The organism is Albirhodobacter sp. R86504, assembly GCF_042466415.1.
Lineage (GTDB): Bacteria > Pseudomonadota > Alphaproteobacteria > Rhodobacterales > Rhodobacteraceae > Albirhodobacter.
Genome location: NZ_JAXHCH010000002.1, coordinates 1,771,924 through 1,793,237, shown reverse-complemented (window position 1 = coordinate 1,793,237; position 21,314 = coordinate 1,771,924). Strand labels below are relative to the sequence as shown.

Below are 21,314 nucleotides of genomic sequence, written 5' to 3'. Positions count from 1 at the left end.
GGAGCCGCCGATGGCCTATGCTTACGACACTTCGAATATTTTCGCGCGCATTTTGCGGGGCGAAATTCCGAACTCGACCGTACTTGAAACAGAGCATAGCCTCGCGTTTCGCGATATCGCGCCGCAAGCGCCTGATCATGTGCTCGTTATCCCGAAGGGGCCTTACGTGACCTATGATCACTTCTGCGCAGCCGCCTCTGACGCGGAGATCGTCGATTTCGCGCGGGCGGTGGCGCGGGTTTGCGCGGCGCTTGGTGTTGAGGAAAACGGCTACCGCGCGATCACCAACGCAGGCACTCACGGTGTGCAAGAGGTCCCGCATTTCCACATGCATATTGTTGCGGGCCGCCCGATGGGCCGGATGCTGGAGCAAAGCTAAAGAGCAACGCGGGCGAGGGGGGCGAGCCGTCCGCTCCCCCCGCCTGACGCCGCTGATAAGGGTACTCAGCCGAGGTCTTCGCGCAAGGCGATGGGGAAGAACACGCCTCGAGACCGCAGGCCGATCCAGTCTTCGCCGTCTATGGCCTCCACCTCCGCGATGTCGATCAAGCGGTAGAAGCTTTTTCGATCAATGCGCGCTTCAAGGCCGCGCCGGATATGCAGATACGGGCGCGGCTCGTCACCGTTAAATTGGACACGAATTGCATTGTCCGGCCCCGCGATCACCTCATCGCCCAGATTGGTCGTAAAACACAAATCGCCCTCGGCATTGCGGTCGAAGTCAATCGCGATAAACGGTGCGTCCTCGACGCGGATGCCGACTTTCTCCACCGGCGTGACGAGGAAATACTGACCGTCTTCGAGCTTCAAGATCGAGCCGAACAGCTTCACCAAAGGCATCCGCCCGATCGGCGTGCCGAGGTAAAACCACGTCCCGTCTGCCTTGATCTCCATATCCAGATCGCCGCAGAACGGCGGGTTCCAAAGATGGACAGGGGGCGCGCCTTTTTTCGACGCGCTGCGGGCGGAACTGGCGAGACTATCGGCAGTCACAGAGTTTTGTGGGGGGGTGTTTGTCTGCATGTGCCTTTGCCATTGGGTTCGACTGCGATATCTGCTTTGTTCATATTATAGCGTTAAAGGAGCTTTTGTCACATGTCCGAGGCAGATCAGATGATGCATGAGATTGAGGCCTTGGGCGAAAAGCTCGCGCAAGCAAAGGCTTCGATCAATCACAGGTTTATTGGTCAGGAACGTGTGGTGGAGCTTGTCCTCGCCACCTTGCTTTCAGGCGGTCATGGATTGCTCGTCGGCCTTCCGGGGATGGGTAAGACGCTTCTCGTCGATACGCTGGCCACGGTGATGGGGCTGGGATCGAATCGCGTGCAATTCACGCCGGATCTTATGCCGGGCGATATCCTGGGCTCGGAGGTGCTTGATACGGGCGCAGACGGCAGGCGAGCATTCCGGTTCATTGAGGGGCCCGTGTTTTGCCAGCTTTTGATGGCGGATGAAATCAACCGCGCCAGCCCGCGGACCCAATCGGCGTTGCTGCAAGCGATGGCGGAGAAAGAGGTCACAATCGCGGGCGAGCATCGTCCCTTGGGGCGGCCATTCCATGTTCTGGCAACGCAAAACCCGATTGAACAAGAAGGCACCTATCCGCTGCCAGAGGCGCAACTTGACCGCTTCTTGATGCAGATTGATGTTGAATACCCCACTCGCGCGACTGAACGCGATATCTTGATGGCGACGACCGGCGCGCAGGAGGCGCAAGCGCATGCGGTCTTCACCTCGGATGAATTGATCGCTGCGCAATCCTTGGTCCGGCGGATGCCCGTCGGGGCTGCGGTGGTCGACGGTGTGCTGGATCTTGTGCGCGCCTGTCGTCCGACCGAGGCCGAGGCCCATGACGCTGTGCGGGCTTCGGTGGCTTGGGGCCCCGGGCCGCGCGCGGCGCAGGCCTTGATGCTGACGGCGCGTGCGCGTGCGCTCTTGCGCGGGGAATTCGCGCCGACACTCGACGATGTCGCCGCTATGGCGCGCCCTGTCTTGAGCCACCGGATGGCCCTGAATTTCGCGGCGCGCGCGAAGGGCGAGACTCTTCACGGTGTGATTGATGCCGTCATGATGTCCAGCTTTCAGCGTGAGGCGGCTGAGTGACGCAATCGGGTGACCCTCTCGCCGCTTCAGGCGCGTCCGCGGCGGTCGAGTTGCGCGGGAAGGCGGAGACGCTCAGCTCTGGTCTGCCGCCGCTGATGCTTTCGGCCATGGCGCTGGCGGATACCGTTCGCATGGGCGCGCACGGGCGTCGCCGTATCGGCGCGGGGACGGAGTTCTGGCAATACCGGCCCGCAGAGGCGGGCGACGGCGCACGGCTGATTGACTGGCGCCGGTCCGCGCGCGCGGATGCGCAGGTCGTTCGCGAACGCGAGTGGCAACTCGCGCAATCCGCATGGGTCTGGGTTGATCCTGCAACGTCCATGCGGTTTTCGGCGGGGGACGATCGCCCGCAAAAGGCGCATCGCGCGGCGGTGCTCGGGCTTGCAATGGCGGTCTTGTTGATCCGCGCGGGCGAGCGCGTGGGCTTGCTTGGCCAAACCCCCTTGGCGGCGCGGGGTGGGCGGGCGCAAATTGAATCTTTAAGCGCGGCGATGTCGCCTGAGGGCGAAGCCGGTCTTCTCCAAACTCGGGCAGGCGGGTTGGACACAGGGGAGGTTCCACCGCATGCCGAAGTCATCGTGATATCGGATTTTCTGGCGGATCCGGCTCCGGTCGAGGCGCAAATAGCCTTGCTGGCGGCGCGCGGTGTTCGGGGCGTTCTGATGCAGGTGCTGGACCCGGTGGAGGAGGATTTCCCGTACCGTGGTCGCGCGATTTTCGAGTCCGTGGGCGATGATCTGAACTTCGAGAGCGCAGATGCCGCGGATCTTCGACCGCGCTACCTCGCGCGACTGGCCGAGCGCCGCGAACGGATTTCGGCGGCGGCCCATGCGGCGGGCTGGCATTTTGGCACGCATCACACAGGCGAACCGGCGCAATCCGCCTTGCTGTGGATGGCGGGTGCATTGCAAACGTCGGCCGCTTCATCGGTGGCGCCGCGATGATCGGTTTCGTGTCGCCTTGGCTCCTTACGGGGCTGATCGCATTGCCAGTTCTATGGCTCTTGCTGCGCGCCGCGCCCCCCGCGCCCTTGCGACACCGGTTTCCGGCTGTCGTGTTGCTTTTGGGATTGGAAGATCGCCAGAAACAGGCCGAGCGCACGCCTTGGTGGGTGTTGTTATTGCGCATGTTAACGCTGGCTGCGGCGATCATTGGCTTCGCCGGCCCGATTCTCAATCCGGTCGCGGTCACCAATTCGGATCGTCCGCTGCTTATTCTTTCCGATGCGAGTTGGGCGCTGGGGGGGCGTGTTGCGCAGGTTGAGGCGCGGATACGAACCGAGATTGAAAGCGCGGGCGCGTCCGGTCGCCCGGTTGCGCTGGCGGGTTTGACGCGCGAAATGCCAGATCAAATCACCTTCACTACGGCGGAGGATGCGCTCGCGACCCTCCCCGATATCGCGCCTCAGGCGTGGGATCCGCTCCCCGTTAACGCCGCAAACCTCCCCGAAGGCGGGTTTGATACGCTTTGGCTCTCCGACGGGTTGGAGCGTGCAGATCGCGCAGATTTGCTCGCGCAGTTGCGTGCGCGGGGCCAAGTGCGTGTGGTGGAGCGTGGCGGCCTTGTCGCGCTGAGCCCCGCGAAAGTGGTGGAGACTGCGCTGACCATCCGGGCGATTGCGCCGCGCGCGGGAGGCGAGGTCGAGGTCGCCGCAATCGGCCTTGATCCTTCGGGCGTTGAGCGTCGCCTTGCGCAGGTCACGACACCCGTGAATGCGGATGCTGTGTTCGACCTGCCGCCGGAACTGCGCAATCGTATCACCCGCTTTGAGGTTTCGGGCCAGTCCCATGCCGGCGCGGTGAGCTTGACCGATGACGGGTTGAAGCGCCGCAAAGTTGCTTTGGTCGAGCTAGGCCGCGCGCGCGAAGGGTTGGAGTTGCTTTCGCCGCTGCACTATCTGCGCCAAGCGCTTTCGCCGTCGGTGGATTTGATTGAGGGTGATCTGGCGGATGTTTTGCAAGCCTCGCCTGATGTGATAATTCTTGCCGATCTGGCGGATATGCCCGAGGCCGACCGTCTGGCGGATTGGGTTGCGGAGGGGGGGCTATTGCTCCGGTTTGCGGGGCCGCGGCTCGCAGCGTCCGATAACGTAACCGACCCGCTTTTGCCGGTGACTTTACGGGCAGGCGGGCGATCTGTGGGTGGTACGATGTCTTGGGGCGCGCCGCGCAATCTCGCGCCTTTCAACGAAGACTCGCCCTTCAGCGGGCTTATCGTTCCCGATGAGGTGGTCGTGCGGTCGCAAGTGGTGTCCGAACCCTCGCCGGAACTGGCCGATCGCGTGATTGCCTCGCTGGAAGACGGCACGCCGCTTGTCACCCGCGCGCAGTTCGACGACGGGCAAGTGGTGCTCTTCCATGTCACCGCAAATGCGGAATGGTCGAGCCTGCCGTTGTCGGGATTATTTGTATCGATGCTTGAACGTCTGGCCGTGTCGGCGCGCGCAGGGGAGTTTGGTGCGCAAGATGTATCGGGTGGCCCGTGGGAGGCCCGCAAGCTGCTTGATGCGCGCGGGCAATTGCGCGACGCACCGGAAACGGCGGGTGTTGAGGCGGCCGATCTCGCGCAGGCCCTCACCGCGCCCCAGCGAAACGATACGCCAGCGCCCGGCCTATATTCCGCAAATGAACGGCAGGTCGCTCTCAACGTGATCAGTCAGGGGCGGGGGTTGTCTCCGGCCGTTTGGCCACAAGATATCGTTGTGGAGGGCGGAGACGAGATGCAGCAGATGCCACTGAAAGGCGCATTGATTTCCGCCGCGTTGATCGGCGCGCTGCTTGATATTTTCGCGTCCCTCTTTGTCGCAGGGCGGCTTTGGGGCCCAAAGCGGGGCAGCCGTCGCGGCCAAAAGGGCGCAGCACTTCTCTCGCTTTTACTTGCGATGTCGTTGTTGAGCGTCGCGCCGCATCCGGCGCAGGCTGAAACCGACCCCGCGCGGGCTGTTCGCGCGGCTGGGGGCGTCGTGCTGGCCTATGTCCAAACGGGGGATGCGGCGCAGGACGAGGTCTCACGGGCAGGGCTGGACGGGCTATCCCAAATGCTCGCGCGGCGCACCACCGTCGAGCCGGATGCCCCGATGGCGGTGGATTTGGAAACAGATGATCTGGCGCTGTTTACCTTCCTCTACTGGCCGATAACCGAAGATCAACCCACCCCCTCGGCGCAGGCCTATCTCAAGATTAATCGCTACCTGCGGTCTGGCGGGATGATCCTATTCGATACGCGCGATGCAGGAATCGCCGGGTTTGGCACCGCCACGCCGGAAGGGCGCAGGTTGCAAGCCTTGGCCGCGCCGCTTGATATTCCGCCGCTTGAGCCGATCCCGCAAGACCATGTCATCACGCGTAGCTTCTACCTTTTGCAAGATTTCCCCGGTCGCCATGCGCGCACCGCCGTCTGGGTTGAGGCGGCGGTGGACGCGGAGGAGGCGGCGAATGAGGGAATGCCGTTCCGCCAGCTCAATGACGGGGTCACGCCGGTTGTGATGGGGGGCAATGATTGGGCGGCTGCTTGGGCTGTCGATGCGCGCGGCGCGGCGATGTTTCCCGTCGGGCGCGGAATGGGCGGCGAGCGCCAACGCGAGGTCGCATATCGATTCGGTATCAATCTGATCATGCATGTCCTGACGGGTAATTATAAATCGGATCAGGTCCATGTGCCGGCTCTGCTGGAAAGGCTCGGGCAATGAACGCGTGGAACATCGAATTTGCGCCGCTCGTTGGGTGGGTGCTGGTGGGCGGCCTCGGCGCGGCTGCTGTGATCTTGACGGCTTTCGCGCTTTGGCGCGGATTGCGGGGCTGGGTGCTGCGGGGCATCGCGCTGGGCGCTTTGGCTTTGGCGTTGGCGGGGCCTGCTTTACAACGACAAAGCTTTGAGAGCCTCTCTGATATCGTTTTGCTAATTGAGGACCGTTCCTCTTCGCAAACCCTCTCGGCCCGTGCCGATCAGACGGATCGCGCCGTTGCCGATCTGGAGCGCAAGATTTCCGCGATGCCCAACACCGAACTGCGCAAGATTACGGTGGCCGATGCCGAAGAAAACGCAGGGACTTTGATCGGCGCGGCGCTGGCCGAAGCTTTCGCGGCCGAGCCAAAGGCGCGCATCGCGGGCGCGTTCATCGTCACGGATGGTCAGGTGCATGACGCAGGTGCGCTGGTTGATGCCGCGCCCGCGCCCGTGCATGTGCTTTTGACGGGGGAGGGCGATGACTGGGATCGCCGCCTCGTGATTTCAAATGCGCCCACGTTCGGGATCATCGGCGAGCCAGTGTCCGTGCGCCTCAAAGTCGAGGACGAGGGGGCGGCCCCGGCGGGCGGATTTGCCGATGTAACGATTTCGATCGACGGAGAGGATCCGCAAACGACCAATGTTCCTGTGGGTGTCGATCTGGAGTTGCCTTTGGTGCTCGATCACGGTGGCCAGAATGTCGTGCAGATCGAGGTTGCCGCAGGCGAGACTGAGCTGACCGACCGAAACAATGCGGCGTCGGTGCAGATCAACGGCGTGCGCGACCGGCTATCGGTTTTGCTCGTCTCCGGTGAGCCCCATGCGGGTGAACGGACATGGCGCAACCTCCTAAAATCAGACGCTGGCGTTGATCTGGTGCATTTCACGATCCTGCGCCCGCCAGAGAAACAAGACGGCACCCCCGTCTCCGAGCTCTCGCTGATCGCCTTTCCGACACAGGAACTGTTTGTCGACAAGATCAATGATTTCGATCTGATTATCTTCGATCGCTATTCCGAACGCGGGATCCTGCCGAGCTCGTATTTCCGCAACATCCGCGATTATGTGCAAGGCGGCGGTGCGATTTTGATCGCTGCGGGGCCGGAGTTCGCATCTGTCGAAAGCCTCGCCTATTCGCCCTTGGCCGAGATCATTCCCGCCAGCCCGACGGGCCGCGTGATCTCGGGCGCATTCCTGCCACGCCCCACGGCGCAGGGGTTGCGCCATCCCGTTATCGCCGCGCTGGAAGGGATGCCCGAAGTTGCGGGCGAGGGCGGGGACGATCAAGCCACTTGGGGGCGTTGGCTACGCCAGATCGAGGTGACCGATCCGACGGGGGAGGTGGTCCTAACCGGCGCGGAGGATAAGCCGTTGCTGATCTTAAGCCGCGAGGGCGAGGGGCGCGTGGCGCTTTTGGCCTCTGATCAGGCATGGCTGTGGGATCGCGGCTATGAGGGCGGAGGGCCGCAATTGGAGTTGCTGCGCCGCATCGCCCATTGGGAAATGAAAGAGCCCGAACTGGAGGAGGAGGCGCTTTACGCAGAAGTCTCCGCGGGCACGATGGCGCTAACGATCATCCGCCGCACCATGGAGGAGACTGTCGGCGATGTGCAGGTGGTCCATCCCGACGGGGAGAGCGAGGCGGTTACATTGACGGAGACCGCACCGGGGCGCTTCACGGCCCGTTGGATTGCGCCGGAGCCTGGCCTCTATCGCTTGATTGAGGGCGATCTTGAGCGGGTTGTTGCAATGGGCCCCGCCAGCCCGCGCGAGTTTGAGCAGACGATAGCCGATCAGGCTCCGCTCGCGGGGCCTGTTGCGGCCTCATCGGGAAGCTTCCAGCGGATTGAAGATGGCTTGCCCTTGGTGCGGCGCGTGCGTGAGGGCGGGGTGACTGCCGGCCAAGGATGGGTCGGCATCACGCCGCGTGAGGCGCAATCGGTGACGGGCATCCGCCGCACGGCGCTGTTGCCAGACTGGGCTTATCTGGTCTTCGCTGCGCTTATGCTCGTCGGGGCTTGGCTCTGGGAAGGGCGCGGCGGACGCAGGGCTTAAGATGGCAGATCTGTCAAAAGGGCGCGCCGCGAGACCGAAGCAAACTCACGTCGCCACAGCATGGCGAAGGTGAAGACGCTTGCCCCCATCAACGCCAAAGGTCCGAGCAACCAAGCCAGTGACGCAAGGGCAAAGTAAACCGAGCGCAGGCCGCGGTTGAAGGCGCGCGCGGCATTGATGTTGACCACGGCGGCCTGCGCGGCGCGGGCATAGGCCAGATCACCGATTTCATTCGGCACGGCCGCCATCGTGATGGCGCAATAATTGAACAGCCTGTGCGACCAGACAAATTTTAAAAACGCGTTTGATCCAAACAGAACCGCCGTCAGAATCTTGGCCTCCCACAAAAGGGCGGGCCCGTCATCTAGCGCCAAATCGGAGGCGAGCGATGTCAATCGATCTGGATTGCCGATCAGTGCCAAGCCACCGCCAATCGCAATAAGGGCCGTCGATGCGAAAAATGTCGTCGCTTGGCGCAAACTATCCATCATCCCCGCGTCGAAAATCCGCGGCTGGCGGGTCACGAATTGTCGCATCCATTCGCGCCGGTAGCTTTCCATCAGCACCCCGACCGAGAGCCTGTTTGCGGACGGGTTTTCCGAAAGCCACCCGATGATCCACCAAGAGAAAACGAATGAGGCGAGGGCCACCAGATCGGCGGCTGCGAAGGGTCCGAGAAGGAGTGTTTGTGAGGTCATGCAGTCTTCTTAGCGCGGCTTGGGGGGCGGGGCTAGCGGGCAAATCAAGGGTTGCGCGCCGACCTTAATTGGTTATAAAATATTACCAGATGGAGGCCCTACCATGCAGATGCCAAAACCCGATGCGATGGTCATCGCGCGCAAACCACGGATCGTTGCCGCTTTGCGGGCGGTGTTGCCGGATGACGCGGTAATTGATGATCCGCGCGAAACCAAAGCGTATGAGTGCGATGCGCTTGCGGCCTACCGCTGTATGCCATTGGCTGTCATTTTGCCGCGCACCACTGCGGAGGTTGCGAGCGCGTTGAAAACCTGTGCGGCTTTGGGCGTGCCGGTCGTGCCGCGCGGGGCGGGAACCTCCCTCGCGGGTGGCTCGATGCCTTCTGAGGATGCGGTTGTTTTGGGTCTCGCGCGGATGAATTCCGTGCTGGAGGTCAGCTATGCAGATCGCGCGATTAAAGTTGAAGCGGGACGAACAAATCTTTCGGTGACGGGGGCAATTGAGGGCGATGGGTGGTTCTACGCGCCCGATCCGTCGAGCCAGCTCGCCTGCGCGATTTCGGGAAATATTGCGATGAATTCGGGCGGCGCGCATTGCCTCAAATACGGCGTGACGACGAATAACCTCCTCGGGGTCACGATGGTGACGATGGCGGGAGAGGTGGTTGAGATCGGCGGCCCTTATCTCGATGCGGGCGGTTTGGATGTGCTCGGCGTGATTTGCGGATCGGAGGGGCAGCTTGGCGTTGTGACCGAGGCGTGGCTGAAAATCCTGCCAAAGCCCGAAGGTGCGCGCCCTGTTTTGGTGGCATTCGGGTCCAACGAGGTCGCGGGGGCATGCGTGGCCGATATCATCCGCGCTGGGGTTTTGCCGGTTGCGATTGAGTTTATGGACCGGCCCTGCATTGAGGCGACAGAGGCGTTCTGCCATGCGGGTTACCCCGACTGCGAAGCGCTTTTGATCATTGAGGTTGAAGGGTCGAATAACGAGATCGCGGAGCAGATCGCGCTGATCCGGTCGATTGCGATGCGCCACGATCCGATCGAATTCCGCGAGGCGCAGACAGAGGACGAGGCAAAACGTATCTGGCTGGGTCGGAAATCAGCTTTCGGGGCGATGGGCCAGCGCGGCGATTATATGTGTCTAGACGGCACGATTCCGGTATCGGAACTGCCGCGTGTGCTTGCGCGGATTGCGGACTTGTCGGCGCAGTTCGGGCTGGAGGTGGGCAATGTGTTCCACGCTGGCGATGGGAACATGCACCCGCTTATTATCTACAACGCCAATAAACCCGGCGATCAGGAGCTGTGCGAGGAATTGGGCGCGGAAATTTTGAAGCTCTGTGTTGAGGTGGGCGGCTGCTTGACGGGCGAGCACGGCGTTGGGATCGAAAAGCGCGACCTGATGGAGGTGCAATTCAATGCGCCCGATCTGGAGGCCCAAATGCGGGTCAAGGATGTGTTTGATCCCAAATGGCTTTTGAACGCCGCTAAAGTTTTCCCATTGCATGTAAGCGCCGCGCGCCGTGAGGTCCAATGACGTATCGCCCTGAGACGGAAGCCGATCTGGCCGAGATTTTGCGCAAGGTGCAGGCCCCGCTGGAGGTGCGCGGCGGGGGCACGCGGGCTGTCGGGGATATACGCGGTGAGGTTCTTGAGACGCGGGGTCTGACCGGCGTCCGCTTGTATGAGCCGGGCGCAATGACACTTGTCGTGGGCGCGGGGATGCCGCTCGCGGAGGTTGAGGCGTTGCTCGCGTCGGAGGGACAGCGTTTGCCGTTTGAGCCGTCGGGCGCGGCGGGGTCGACGATCGGCGGTGTCGTGGCGACGAATGCTTCGGGTCCGCGCCGTGTGCAGGCGGGTGCGTGCCGCGACAGTCTGATCGGCGTGCGATTTGTCGACGGGTCGGGTGAGATTATCAAGAACGGCGGGCGCGTGATGAAGAATGTCACGGGCTACGATCTCGTGAAGCTGATGGCGGGATCGTGGGGCACATTGGGTGTTCTCACAGAACTCTCTTTCCGCGTTCTTGCGATCCCGCAGGCGTCGGCCACGGTTGTTGTGCGCTGCGCGGCGGGTGAGGCGCCTCGAGTTTTGGCCAAGGCGCTCGGATCGCCGTTCGATGTCTGCGGAGCGGCATGGGCTGAGGGGCGCGCACTGGTGCGCGTCGAGGGCCTTTCCGCGTCTGTCGAATATCGCGCGGCGCAGCTTTGTGCGATTTTGGGCGGCACGGTGGAGGCGGTTGACTGGGCGCAGATCCGCGATTTGACACCGCTCTCAGGCGCGGGCGATCTGTGGCAATTTTCGCTGCGCCCATCGCAGGCGGCTGATGTTGCGGCACGGCTTGATGCGCCGTTGATCATGGATTGGGGCGGGGGGCGGATCACCGCGCGCTTGGCCAAAGGGGTCGATGCGCGGGCCCTCGCCGCGCCCTACACCGGCCATGCCACACGTCTATCGATGGGGGCAGGGGCCTTTGAGCCTGAGACAGCGCCGGTCAAGAAACTGACAGATTCATTGCGAGCGCGTTTCGATCCGCGCGGGATTCTCAACGCAGGAAGGCTCGCCTGATGCAAACCAGCTTTACCCCCGAACAACTCACCGACCCCGGTATCAAACGCGCGAGCGAAATTCTGCGGGCCTGTGTTCATTGTGGCTTTTGCACCGCGACCTGCCCGACCTATCAGGTCTTGGGGGATGAGCTCGATAGCCCGCGCGGGCGAATTTATCTGATCAAGGATATGTTGGAGAGCGGGCGTCCGGCGGATGCGAAAACGGTAAAACACGTTGACCGCTGCCTGTCTTGTCTGGCCTGCATGACCACTTGCCCGTCGGGCGTGCACTACATGCATCTGGTGGACGAAGCGCGCGCGTATATTGAGCGCACTTACACCCGCCCTTGGCACGATCGCGCGCTGCGTTTCATGTTGGCGAAGATCGTGCCCAATCCGCGCCTGTTCCGGTTTGCGATGCGCGGCGCGATGTTGGCACGGCCGTTCGCGCGGTTCCTGCCCGATGCGCGGCTACGGGCGATGGTGGGGATGGCCCCGCCGCGATTGCCGAAACCTTCGCCCAATGATCTGGCGCAGGTGTTTCCCGCCAATGGCGCGCGCAAATTCCGCGTGGCCTTGCAGATCGGCTGCGCGCAGCGGGCGCTGAACACGGATATCAACGATGCCACGATCCGGCTGTTGCAACGGCTGGGATGTGATGTCGTGATCCCGAAGAATTTGGGGTGTTGCGGCGCGCTGACACATCACATGGGCCGCGAGCATGAGGCGCACGCGCAGGCGCGCCATAACATCAACGCCTATCTGGACGCGGGCGATTTGGATGCGGTTATCATCAACACATCGGGTTGTGGCACCACGGTGAAGGATTACGGGCATATGTTCCGCAATTCCGAGATGGCCGCGGGAGCGACGAAAATCTCTGCGCTGGCGAAAGATGTGTCCGAGTTTGTGGCGTCCATTGGCCTGCCGTCCGGCGCGCCGAAGGGGCTGCGTGTGGCCTATCATTCGGCCTGTTCGTTGCAGCACGGCCAGCAAATCAAAACCGCGCCGAAGGATCTTTTGAAACAGGTCGGGTTTGAGGTGGTGGAACCCGCCGATCCGCATCTGTGCTGTGGCTCTGCTGGGACCTATAATTTGCTGCAACCGGAAATTTCGGGCGAGCTGAAGAAACGCAAGGTCGCGACGCTGGAAGCCAAGAAGCCCGATGTCATTTCGGCGGGCAATATCGGCTGCATGATGCAGATCGGCTCGTGCACCGGTATTCCGATTGTACATACGGTGGAGCTGTTGGATTGGGCGCTGGGCGGGCCAAAGCCGCGTGCGATGACATGAGGGCTTTGCCATAGTCTCGCCGCAAGGTATGGGTATCCCAGCACAATGCCGGAGACGCTGCCGGATCCCCCAATCGGAGCCCAGATGCGCTTTCTCCTCACCTTGATCCTCATCTTGCCCATGTTAAGCGGCCCGCTTGCGGCGGAGACATCCCGCCTGAAAACGCTCGCGACGGGCGACGATACGCGGGGTTGGCAAGGGGTGGGAAGGCTCGAGATTGGCGATCACTCTTTTTGCACCGGGGCGTTGATCGCGCCTGATTTGGTGCTCACGGCGGCGCATTGCCTGTTCTCGAAAGAGACGGGCGAAATGGTGGCCGCCAGCGATATTCGCTTTCTTGCAGGGTGGCGCAACGGGCGCGCCGAGGCCTATCGCGGCGCACAGCGCGCGGCGGTGCATCCGGGCTATGATTATATCGACCGTGATCGAATCGCCCGCGTCGCCTCCGACATCGGGTTGATCCGGTTGGATAAGCCTATTCGATTGCCCTCGATCCAACCGTTTGACCTGAATGCAACGCCTTATCCCGGCGATCAGGTCGGGGTTGTGTCCTACGCGCGGGACCGTTCCGAGGCCCCCTCCCTGCAGGAAGTTTGTGAAGTGCTCAAACGCGACGGGGATGTTTTATTGATGTCTTGCGCAGCAGAGTTTGGGGCCTCAGGCGCGCCGGTATTTTCCATGCGCAACGGCGAGGCGCCGCAGATCGTGTCGGTGATTTCAGCGAAAGCGGAAATGGACGGGGCGCGGGTGTCTTTAGGGACGGCGGTGGATGCCGTCGACGAGGTCCGCGCAACGCTTGACGGGCCTGACATCGGGGGTGCCTCGGTGACCAAGCGACTTGGGGCGAAATTCCTTCGGCCCGAATGAACCTGCGATTTTTGCTGGCCTCGGGCATGTGACGCGTGCGGGAGGGGCGGAGGGATCGGCTGACGTCCCACTCCCCGCCTAAAAACTCGCGCGAGGTCTTGAAACCCTCAATTTCGCATCCCAATTTGAGAGGGCAGGGGCGCCATGACGGGCCCTTGATGAACCGTTCGGCCCCGCTTGGGGCGAACACTCCCATATCGCTCAAATGAGGATGTGCTATGCGTAATTTTGATTTTTCGCCGCTCTACCGTGCCACTGTCGGCTTTGACCGGATGGCCGATTTAATGGATCGCGCCCTATCCGCCGAGACCGTTCAGCCCGCTTACCCCCCCTATAATATCGAAAAACTGAGCGATAACGCTTACCGGATTTCGATCGCGGTGGCGGGGTTCTGTGCTGACGATCTGTCGGTTGAGTTGCGCGAGGGCCAGTTGATTGTCGCGGCCAAGAAGGCCGATGACGGTGTCGAACGCAGTTATCTGCACCGCGGCATCGCAACGCGCGCGTTTGAGCGCCGCTTTGCGCTGGCGGACCATGTGAAGGTGACGGGCGCTGCCAATGCGGACGGCATGTTGCATATCGATCTCGTGCGCGAGGTGCCAGAGGCGCTCAAACCTCGTCGGATCGAGATCACTGCCGTGCAATCTGAGGGCACGACGCTTGATGCGAAAGCGGCCTTGCCGGCGGCCACGCAAGTTTAACCTTAGCTATTTAAGGAAAAGGGCGCGCTTGTTGCGCCCTTTTCTGTATCAATTCGGGGGCGCGTATCGCGCGCAAACTCCCGCCAAACGCGCGCGGGGCTTTGTGCGTATCTGGGCATGGGCGACGCGCTTGCTCTGTGATCTTACGAACGCTGTCGGGAAAAACCCGTGCGCAAAGCGCCATCCCTCAATCGGGCGATTTTAGAACGCTTTGCGTGCGCGCATGGCGGCTTGAATCGTGCCGTCGTCGAGATAGTCAAGCTCTCCGCCAATCGGCACGCCCTGCGCGAGAGAGGTGATCGACACCGACAGCTTCTCCAGCGCGTCGGCGATATAATGCGCGGTGGTTTGCCCCTCGACAGTTGCGTTGAGCGCGAGGATCACCTCGTCCACCGTGGCCGCGCGCTCGAGTAACTTGGGGATACCCAGTTCTTCCGGCCCAACGGCGTCAAGCGCGGATAGAACCCCGCCGAGGACATGGTAGCGCCCCTTGAAATGGCCGCCCCGCTCCATCGCCCAGAGATCCGCGACATCCTCGACGACGCAAATCTCGCGGTCATTGCGCTTGGGGTTGGCGCAGATTTCGCAAATTTCCGATGTCGCGATATTCCCGCAGATCGAGCAATCACATACCGTCTCTGCGAGATGGTCCATCACCGTCGCAAGCGGGGCCATGATTTGTTTGCGCTTGCGCAAAAGATGCAGCGCCGCGCGGCGCGCAGAGCGCGGCCCAAGCCCCGGCAACCGCGCCATCAGCGCGATCAGGGCTTCGATCTCCGCGCCCGCTGACATCAGAAGGGCAGGTTCATATCGGCAGGCAGACCCATCTCGGATGCCAGCTTTTGCATCTCCGACTGTCCGCGCGCGGCGGCGCGGGCCTGCACCTCTTTGATCGCGGCCAGAATCAAATCCTCGACGACTTCCTTTTCGGACGCGACGAGAATGGAGGGGTCGATCTCCAACCCGGTCAATGTGCCCTTGGCATTGGCCCGCGCTTTGACCAAGCCCGCGCCGGCTTCGCCCTCAACCTCGATATGCTCGAGGCTCTCTTGCAATTCCGCCATGCGGCCTTGCATCTCTTTCGCGGCTTTCATCATCTTGGCCATATCGCCAAGACCGCCCAAACCTTTCAACATGCTCTCTCCTTGGCTTTCGCCTTAGCTATCCTCGAACGGATCCCATTCATCCTCAACCTCTGCCAAAGCGCCTTCCGACACTTCAGCGGCAAGATCTTGCGCGGTTTTGATGTCGTCGATTTTCGCCTTTGGGAAGGCGGCAATTACGGCTTGGACCACGGCGTTTTGTAACGCTTCCTCGCGCGCGGCGGTGAAGGCGGCGTCGCGATCCTCGTTTATGGTGCGTCCGCCGCCCGATGACACGACCGACACGCCCCAACGCGCACCCGTCCAGCTTTGCAGGCGCGCGCCGAGCACCTGCGCGAGGTCGCGCGGTGCTTCGGGGGTCGGCTCGAATTCGATCCGGCCCGGAGTGTAACTGACGAGCCGCAAGTGAGATTCGACCTCAACGAGAAGTTTCACATCCCGCATGCGCTTGATCAAGGCGACGACATCTTCAAACCGCGCGAACCGCTCCAATGATGCCTCAGGCGCAATTGCGACAGCCAAGGCGGCACGCCCACCACCGATTGAACGCGGACCCGATCGCGCGACCGCGCCGGGCATCGCCCACCCCAATCCTGCCGCTAAGGCTGTCGGACCCGTCATCGCGCCCGCTCCTGCCTCCGCAGTCGCGACTGCATGCGTGCCTGTGCCACCGGGGGCAGGGGCGCCGCCGCCAGAGGGTGGCATGGGCGGGCCGCCATTCGGGCCTTTGGCGATGCGTTTGAGGAGCGCTTCCGGATCGGGAAGATCCGCGACATGGGTAAGCCGGATGAGGGCCATCTCAGCCGCCATCATCGCGTTTGGCGCGCCGCCGACTTCCTCGAGAGCTTTCAAAAGCATCTGCCACAGCCGCGTGAGAACGCGCATCGGAATCGCCTCTGCCATGACTTGCCCGCGGGCTTGCTCGTCAGGGGGCACAGTCGGGTCATCGGCGGCGTCGGGCGTGATTTTGATGACAGAAATCCAGTGAGTGATTTCCGCCAGATCACGCAGAACCGCCATCGGGTCCGCGCCATCGGCGTATTGCGATGACAGCTCGGTCAACGCCTCTGCTGCCTCGCCTTTCAAGATCATATCAAACAGATCGAGAACGCGGCCACGATCCGCAAGCCCCAGCATCGCGCGAACTTGCTCGGCGGTGGTTTCCCCCGCGCCATGCGCAATCGCCTGATCCATAAGCGACATCGCATCGCGCACGGAGCCTTCCGCCGCGCGGGTGATCAAAGCCATGGCATCGGGGGCGAGGGCTGCGCCTTCGAGCTGCGCAATCTTTGCCAGATGGGCGAGCATCACTTCCGGCTCGATCCGTTTGAGGTCGAAACGCTGGCACCTTGACAGAACCGTCACCGGAACCTTGCGGATTTCGGTGGTGGCGAAGATGAATTTCACATGCTCCGGCGGCTCCTCAAGCGTTTTGAGGAGTGCGTTGAACGCGCTGGTCGAGAGCATGTGAACTTCATCGATGATATAGACTTTATAGCGCGCAGAGGCCGCGCGATAATGTACGGATTCGATGATCTCGCGAATGTCTCCGACGCCGGTGCGCGACGCGGCGTCCATCTCCATCACGTCGACATGGCGACCTTCAGCAATCGCGACGCAATGCTCGCAGGTGAGGCAGGGCTCGGTTGTCGCGACGCCTTTGCCATCTGTCCCTATGCAATTGAGGCCCTTCGCGATGATCCGCGCGGTGGTGGTTTTGCCCACGCCCCGCACACCGGTCATCACAAACGCATGGGCGATCCGGCTGGCTTCGAACGCGTTTTTCAACGTCCGGACCATAGCCTCTTGCCCGATCAAATCGGCAAAGGTTGCGGGGCGATATTTGCGCGCCAGAACCTGATAGCCTTTCGGGTTGTGATCGGTCTCGGGATTGTCGCTCATGAAGGCTCCTTGGTTGGGGCCAATCTAGGGTCTCTGCGCCCCATCGGCAAGCAGTCGCGGCGAAAACGGCCGCCACGGTGCGCAGGGGTTTGATGCGATGATCGAACACGCGGTCGATTGCGCCGATGTGACGTCATACATATGTGGGGGAAAAGGTGAGAGGCTGGACAGCGACCCAAACGGGACTCGTTGCGGCTGCTTCCTTCCGGACCTGACCGGGTTGGCGAGGCGCTCGCCCGCGCCAACCTCTCACGGGTGGATATAGGGCGGCGCGACGGGATTCGCAAGATCGTGTTTGAAAGATGATGCGGGCGCGCGCTGCCCGCCTTGCTCTACACGTTGTGAGGTGCCGCGCTCCAAGGCCGCGTGGCGGATTATAGCGTCAGACCCAGCCGCAAAAAGCCGTCATCGTCGATCCCGAGAGGCGTCGGTGAGAATTCTGCGATCTCAATGAGGTGATCACGCGCCCGAGGTCCGGTGCGCAAGACTGCGCCTGTTTGCACCGGCATGGGCGCGAACCGCCACACGGGGAGAGCGGGGGGGCAAACGGGCGGCTCTCGGACAAAAGCTCTCTTAGCAGCTCTCGGCTATCAAGAGTGGAGCTGTAGACCGCCGCGTCGCGCGTCGCGCCCGCGACGGCGAAAGCGCCCGATGCGCGGTAATCATTCGTCGCGATGATAAGGGGTTGCTCGGCCAAAAGCGGCTTGCCATCTAGGCGGATGTTCCTGATCCGGCGAGAGAGGGGCGCTGCGAGGCGGCCACCGGTATGATACCGCGCTGCGGATGTGAGGTCGATCTCGTAGGTTAGCCCGTAGATCACGTCGAAATTGTAGCTTGGCTGCGTTTCGTCGATCAGCAACTGGTCCCGCTGACCCGGTGCGATTTGCTGGAACACGCCAGCCGAAAGCTCCAGCCATTCCGCGATCTGCGCGCCAGTCACCCGCATCGCGCAGCAAAAATTGGGATACAGGTATAGATTGGCGACGTCGGCAACCGTCAGCGGGCCTGCGGGGATATCGATGAAGGCTTCTGGCCCTGACCGACCACCGATGCGGAAGGGGGCGACCGCCGAAAGAATGGGCAGGCCCTCATGCTCGGTGCCTGCCAGCACTTGGCGGATATGCCGGCTTTGCGCATCCGCGACGATTTGCAGGCAGGGATCCGCGCGAAGGAATGAGAAATAGCTGTGCAACCCTTGTGCGGTCGAGCCGACAATCTGCGCGAGATGGGCGAGTGTCGCCGCGTGCGCGGGCGCGATAATCGCGCCGATGGCGGGATCATCGGCCACCAGCGCACGCGTCTGTCTGTCTGGCCCGCGTTCAGACACTGGCCAAGCCTGCGTGTGCGTCGTAGCCACCTGCCAGCGACCGCAAGCGCGCACCAAGTCAAAATCCGCAACGCCCAAATGCGAGCCATACAGTCCCGCCATCACCGTCGGCGTTCCCGCAACGGTGCCGCGCATGGGATCAATATCGTCATGTCGCGGTAGGTCGTGGCTCGGGAAGGCGTGATGCGTGTGGCCGGCCACCAACAAATCAATACCCTCGATCTGCGCGAGGGCAAGGGCGGCTTGTTCGGCATACGGGCTATCACCCGCGGCATCTTCAACAAAGCCGGTGTGCGCGAGAACAACGATGAAATCGGCGCCGTCTTCGCGCATTCGCGGCAAAAAGGCGCGAACCGTTTCCGTCACCCCGCGCGCAACGACCTTGCCCGCCAGATGCTTGTGATCCCATGCCACGGTCTGTGGCGGCAAAACGCCGATGACGCCAATTTTAAGGGGATGTGTGTTGCCGTGACTGTCCAGCAGATCGCGATTCAGAATCAAGTAAGGCGGAAGAAGATGCGTATCATGCAGCGGCGTGCTGCCGAGCTCCACGACGAGATTGGCCGTCACGACCGGATGATTTGCACCTGCCAAGACATCGTGCAAATACGGCAGCCCGAAATTGAAATCATGATTTCCTAGCGTCGCCGCGTCATATTCAAGCGCGTTGAACGCGGCCATGACGGGGTTTGGCCGTCCCGCGGGCCATGCTTGAGAGTCCTCAGGTGATTGCGGTTGGCTCGCCGCGCGATTTTGCCATGCGCGCGCGATCACATCACCAATCACATCGCCCTGAAGCAAATCCCCATTGTCAAAGAGCAGTGTGTTGGGCGTCTCGCGGCGCGCTTCTTTGATCAAACTCGCGACGCGCGTCAGGCCGCGCATCTGGTCGGGGGAGGTGCCATAATAATCATGCGTGTTGAGGTGGGCATGAAGATCCCCCGTGGTGAGAATACGCAGCCGCATCCGGCTTTGTTCAATCTCGTTTTGGGGTTTGATGGGCAACGGGTCCGTTCTCCGGATTTTGGTATTTTGGACGGCAAGGCCAAGATGCCCTGCGCAGCTAACCCTGATAATCCACGAATATGAAAGTGCTGCAACATAAATACAACTTTGGGTTGCCAAGGTGTGATCTGGCGCGCAACGCTAAGGGCCCACTCGCCCGCAAGCCGCATGAAATAACGCTTTTAACGGATAGATTCCGTGTCTAGCGAGCCATCATCTTTCGTAAATATGTGACATTTCCGCCGCAAGGGGTTGCGCGCGGCGCCTCCCCAACGGCCAATTGTGACAAGCGTTGTGGAAGGGGGCGGGGCTTTGCTAAGACTACGCCAAGCGCCGCGTGCGAAAGATCGGCGCGCCTATAGAATGGATAAGATTTGAATGCCTCGTTTTGCCTTTGATCGCCTCTCCGACACAGACGCCCGCCGCTCACCGCAGAGTTCTCAGGATCAGCCTTCGCCGGGCAACACAGTCGCGGGCGCGCGCGTCTATCTTGACCGCGCGGCGCATGTGCGCGGCGATGCGGATGCCTTGGCAGAGGCATTGGAGCATGGGCGCGTGTTTCCGATTTGGCGCGGGCGTGTCTTGATCGGCGACGACGGTGCGCCCTGCGACTTTTCGCATGATCACGCGATTTTCGGGCAAGGCAGCGCGCCGATTTACCTCGGCCATTGCGCGCCGGACGGGGGCGAGGATACGTCGCAGGCCGCGCGCGAACATTGGTTCGCGGTTGATATCTCAACTTGGGAACCGGAATCGGGTGCGCCTGCGACGGAGGTGTTTCTTGATCCCTCCGAGACCGTTCATCCCGCCGCACCATCCGCGCGGTTTGTCGAGATGCGCAGCCATTTGGGCGCGCTCGATCCGCGGTGGGGGGAGCGGTTGGCCACGGCGCGCGCACTCGCGCTCTGGCATGTCTCGCACCGGTTTTGTGCGGCTTGTGGCACGCAAAGCGACATCGCCGATGCCGGATGGCGTCGTAGCTGCGGGCATTGCGGAACGGCGCATTTCCCACGCACGGACCCTGTGGTGATCATGCTGGTGACGCGCGGAAACTCCGTGCTGCTTGGGCGGTCACCGGCTTGGCCTGAGGGCATGTATTCCTGCCTCGCAGGGTTTGTTGAACCAGGCGAGACGGTGGAGGCGGCGGTCGCGCGCGAGGTGCTCGAGGAAACCGGAATTTTCGTCGATGCTGTGCGGTATGTGGCGTCCCAGCCGTGGCCGTTCCCCGCGTCTTTGATGCTCGGGATGCGCGCGGAGGCTGTCAGCCAAGAGATTACGATTGATCCCGTCGAGATTGAGGATGCGATCTGGATGACGCGGGAGGAGTTGGCGGATGTTTTCGCGGGGCTTCACCCGAAGATCACCGCGCCACGCAACGGCGCCATTGCGGGGTATTTACTACGTCAATGGCTTGCGGACGCGCCGGATTGCGGCGCATAAACGCCATTACACCGCCGCTTTTCCCGCGCAAGCGAGGCCAATTCCCAGTCTACGGAGCCTGACCCGATGCAGTTTTCTTCCCAGCAAGACATCCTCGCCCCGATTGAGCGCGCCTTCGATATCCTGTCGGATTTCAACCAGATCGAAACCATCGCCCGCGGTCGTAAGATCGATGTTAAACGGCTGGATAATTTGACGCAGGCCGGTGTCGGCCTGTCGTGGGACATCAGCTTTAAGATGCGGGGAAAACGCCGCGAGTTGATCGTCGATCTGGTGGAGTTCACGCGCCCGGACACGCTGGCATTTTCCGGTGTCTCCTCCTCGTTCGAAATCGAGGCGAACGTCGTGTTGACGGAAGTTACGCCGATGAAAACGCGCATGAAAATTGTCACGTCAATCGCCCCGCGCAGCTTGGGCGCGCGGCTGATGATTCAATCCGCGAAGCTCGGGAAGACGTCGCTCAACAAAAAATATGACAAGCGGATCAAGGCCTTCGCCGATGCGATCACCGCGTTCGCAGCCCGGAGCTAACCGGTTGCGCG

General features: G+C 62.0%; 18 protein-coding genes and 1 other RNA gene. 12 read left to right on the top strand and 7 right to left on the bottom strand.

Going from position 1 to position 21,314, the window contains the following annotated elements; genetic code table 11:
* The first annotated feature begins 10 nt into the window (after positions 1-10).
* Positions 11-379 (top strand): HIT domain-containing protein, encoded by a 369-nt coding sequence (locus SJY32_RS10545; RefSeq protein ID WP_376874679.1) that lies wholly within the window; start codon positions 11-13, stop codon positions 377-379.
* Positions 380-444: 65 nt separating this feature from the next.
* Here SJY32_RS10545 and SJY32_RS10540 read toward each other — a convergent pair whose 3' ends face one another.
* Entirely contained in the window at positions 445-1,023 is a 579-nt protein-coding gene (locus tag SJY32_RS10540) for a DUF1285 domain-containing protein (protein ID WP_376874676.1), read from the bottom strand.
* Positions 1,024-1,095: 72 nt separating this feature from the next.
* On the opposite strand from SJY32_RS10540, the gene SJY32_RS10535 reads away from it, so the two are divergent.
* From SJY32_RS10535 to SJY32_RS10520, 4 genes are read left to right on the top strand one after another with little or no spacing between them, the layout of a single operon-like run.
* On the top strand, positions 1,096-2,103 hold the full coding sequence (locus SJY32_RS10535) for an AAA family ATPase (protein WP_376874673.1): 1,008 nt from the start codon (positions 1,096-1,098) through the stop codon (positions 2,101-2,103).
* Positions 2,100-3,047 carry a DUF58 domain-containing protein gene (locus SJY32_RS10530; RefSeq protein WP_376874670.1) on the top strand — a complete coding sequence of 316 codons (948 nt, stop codon included), beginning with the start codon at positions 2,100-2,102 and terminating at the stop codon, positions 3,045-3,047. The genes SJY32_RS10535 and SJY32_RS10530 overlap by 4 nt, the downstream gene beginning before the upstream one ends.
* The gene (locus SJY32_RS10525) at positions 3,044-5,791 is read left to right on the top strand and encodes a DUF4159 domain-containing protein (protein WP_376874667.1); all 2,748 of its coding nucleotides are present in this window, start codon (positions 3,044-3,046) and stop codon (positions 5,789-5,791) included. The genes SJY32_RS10530 and SJY32_RS10525 overlap by 4 nt, the downstream gene beginning before the upstream one ends.
* On the top strand, positions 5,788-7,884 hold the full coding sequence (locus SJY32_RS10520) for a hypothetical protein (protein WP_376874664.1): 2,097 nt from the start codon (positions 5,788-5,790) through the stop codon (positions 7,882-7,884). The genes SJY32_RS10525 and SJY32_RS10520 overlap by 4 nt, the downstream gene beginning before the upstream one ends.
* Here the strand turns inward: SJY32_RS10520 and SJY32_RS10515 are convergent.
* The gene (locus SJY32_RS10515; RefSeq protein ID WP_376874661.1) at positions 7,881-8,582 is read right to left on the bottom strand and encodes a DUF599 domain-containing protein; all 702 of its coding nucleotides are present in this window, start codon (positions 8,580-8,582) and stop codon (positions 7,881-7,883) included. The two genes, SJY32_RS10520 and SJY32_RS10515, sit on opposite strands and share 4 nt — an antisense overlap.
* Positions 8,583-8,685: 103 nt before the next feature.
* Between SJY32_RS10515 and SJY32_RS10510 the strand changes: the two genes are divergently transcribed.
* From SJY32_RS10510 to SJY32_RS10490, 5 genes are all read left to right on the top strand, one after another.
* Complete coding sequence (locus SJY32_RS10510) at positions 8,686-10,122, top strand: FAD-linked oxidase C-terminal domain-containing protein (protein ID WP_376874658.1); 1,437 nt, start codon at positions 8,686-8,688, stop codon at positions 10,120-10,122.
* Entirely contained in the window at positions 10,119-11,153 is a 1,035-nt protein-coding gene (locus SJY32_RS10505) for an FAD-binding protein (RefSeq protein ID WP_376874655.1), read from the top strand. The genes SJY32_RS10510 and SJY32_RS10505 overlap by 4 nt, the downstream gene beginning before the upstream one ends.
* Entirely contained in the window at positions 11,153-12,427 is a 1,275-nt protein-coding gene (gene glcF, locus SJY32_RS10500) for a glycolate oxidase subunit GlcF (RefSeq protein WP_376874652.1), read from the top strand. Before SJY32_RS10505 ends, glcF begins: the two co-directional genes overlap by 1 nt.
* A gap of 84 nt (positions 12,428-12,511) precedes the next feature.
* Positions 12,512-13,294 carry a trypsin-like serine peptidase gene (locus SJY32_RS10495; protein WP_376874649.1) on the top strand — a complete coding sequence of 261 codons (783 nt, stop codon included), beginning with the start codon at positions 12,512-12,514 and terminating at the stop codon, positions 13,292-13,294.
* 218 nt (positions 13,295-13,512) lie between these two features.
* Complete coding sequence (locus SJY32_RS10490) at positions 13,513-13,995, top strand: Hsp20 family protein (protein ID WP_376874646.1); 483 nt, start codon at positions 13,513-13,515, stop codon at positions 13,993-13,995.
* Between the two features lie 201 nt (positions 13,996-14,196).
* On the opposite strand, the gene recR is transcribed toward SJY32_RS10490, so the two are convergent.
* The 5 genes from recR to SJY32_RS10465 all read right to left on the bottom strand — a co-directional run bounded on the left by recR (position 14,197) and on the right by SJY32_RS10465 (position 19,332).
* Entirely contained in the window at positions 14,197-14,787 is a 591-nt protein-coding gene (gene recR, locus SJY32_RS10485; RefSeq protein ID WP_376874643.1) for a recombination mediator RecR, read from the bottom strand.
* On the bottom strand, positions 14,787-15,131 hold the full coding sequence (locus SJY32_RS10480) for a YbaB/EbfC family nucleoid-associated protein (protein ID WP_376874640.1): 345 nt from the start codon (positions 15,129-15,131) through the stop codon (positions 14,787-14,789). The genes recR and SJY32_RS10480 overlap by 1 nt, the downstream gene beginning before the upstream one ends.
* A 21-nt stretch (positions 15,132-15,152) precedes the next feature.
* Positions 15,153-17,000, bottom strand: coding sequence for a DNA polymerase III subunit gamma/tau (locus tag SJY32_RS10475; RefSeq protein ID WP_376874637.1), 1,848 nt, complete (start codon positions 16,998-17,000; stop codon positions 15,153-15,155).
* A 153-nt stretch (positions 17,001-17,153) separates the two neighbouring features.
* Positions 17,154-17,252: signal recognition particle sRNA small type (gene ffs / locus SJY32_RS10470), an RNA gene on the bottom strand.
* A gap of 130 nt (positions 17,253-17,382) precedes the next feature.
* Complete coding sequence (locus tag SJY32_RS10465) at positions 17,383-19,332, bottom strand: bifunctional 2',3'-cyclic-nucleotide 2'-phosphodiesterase/3'-nucleotidase (RefSeq protein WP_376874634.1); 1,950 nt, start codon at positions 19,330-19,332, stop codon at positions 17,383-17,385.
* A 378-nt stretch (positions 19,333-19,710) separates the two neighbouring features.
* Here SJY32_RS10465 and nudC point away from each other — a divergent pair, with 378 nt between their 5' ends.
* Both nudC and SJY32_RS10455 read left to right on the top strand, forming a co-directional pair.
* On the top strand, positions 19,711-20,772 hold the full coding sequence (gene nudC, locus SJY32_RS10460) for an NAD(+) diphosphatase (protein ID WP_376874631.1): 1,062 nt from the start codon (positions 19,711-19,713) through the stop codon (positions 20,770-20,772).
* A 66-nt stretch (positions 20,773-20,838) separates the two neighbouring features.
* Positions 20,839-21,303, top strand: coding sequence for an SRPBCC family protein (locus SJY32_RS10455; RefSeq protein ID WP_376874628.1), 465 nt, complete (start codon positions 20,839-20,841; stop codon positions 21,301-21,303).
* Positions 21,304-21,314: the final 11 nt, after the last annotated feature.

Bases quoted from the DNA above. Each gene is read 5' to 3' on its own strand.
- SJY32_RS10545 (WP_376874679.1), top strand. From the start codon at position 11: ATGGCCTATGCTTACGACACTTCGAATATTTTCGCGCGCATTTTGCGG.
- SJY32_RS10540 (WP_376874676.1), bottom strand. From the start codon at position 1,023: ATGCAGACAAACACCCCCCCACAAAACTCTGTGACTGCCGATAGTCTC.
- SJY32_RS10535 (WP_376874673.1), top strand. From the start codon at position 1,096: ATGTCCGAGGCAGATCAGATGATGCATGAGATTGAGGCCTTGGGCGAA.
- SJY32_RS10525 (WP_376874667.1), top strand. From the start codon at position 3,044: ATGATCGGTTTCGTGTCGCCTTGGCTCCTTACGGGGCTGATCGCATTG.
- SJY32_RS10520 (WP_376874664.1), top strand. From the start codon at position 5,788: ATGAACGCGTGGAACATCGAATTTGCGCCGCTCGTTGGGTGGGTGCTG.
- SJY32_RS10515 (WP_376874661.1), bottom strand. From the start codon at position 8,582: ATGACCTCACAAACACTCCTTCTCGGACCCTTCGCAGCCGCCGATCTG.
- SJY32_RS10510 (WP_376874658.1), top strand. From the start codon at position 8,686: ATGCAGATGCCAAAACCCGATGCGATGGTCATCGCGCGCAAACCACGG.
- SJY32_RS10505 (WP_376874655.1), top strand. From the start codon at position 10,119: ATGACGTATCGCCCTGAGACGGAAGCCGATCTGGCCGAGATTTTGCGC.
- glcF (WP_376874652.1), top strand. From the start codon at position 11,153: ATGCAAACCAGCTTTACCCCCGAACAACTCACCGACCCCGGTATCAAA.
- SJY32_RS10495 (WP_376874649.1), top strand. From the start codon at position 12,512: ATGCGCTTTCTCCTCACCTTGATCCTCATCTTGCCCATGTTAAGCGGC.
- SJY32_RS10490 (WP_376874646.1), top strand. From the start codon at position 13,513: ATGCGTAATTTTGATTTTTCGCCGCTCTACCGTGCCACTGTCGGCTTT.
- recR (WP_376874643.1), bottom strand. From the start codon at position 14,787: ATGTCAGCGGGCGCGGAGATCGAAGCCCTGATCGCGCTGATGGCGCGG.
- SJY32_RS10480 (WP_376874640.1), bottom strand. From the start codon at position 15,131: ATGTTGAAAGGTTTGGGCGGTCTTGGCGATATGGCCAAGATGATGAAA.
- SJY32_RS10475 (WP_376874637.1), bottom strand. From the start codon at position 17,000: ATGAGCGACAATCCCGAGACCGATCACAACCCGAAAGGCTATCAGGTT.
- nudC (WP_376874631.1), top strand. From the start codon at position 19,711: ATGCCTCGTTTTGCCTTTGATCGCCTCTCCGACACAGACGCCCGCCGC.
- SJY32_RS10455 (WP_376874628.1), top strand. From the start codon at position 20,839: ATGCAGTTTTCTTCCCAGCAAGACATCCTCGCCCCGATTGAGCGCGCC.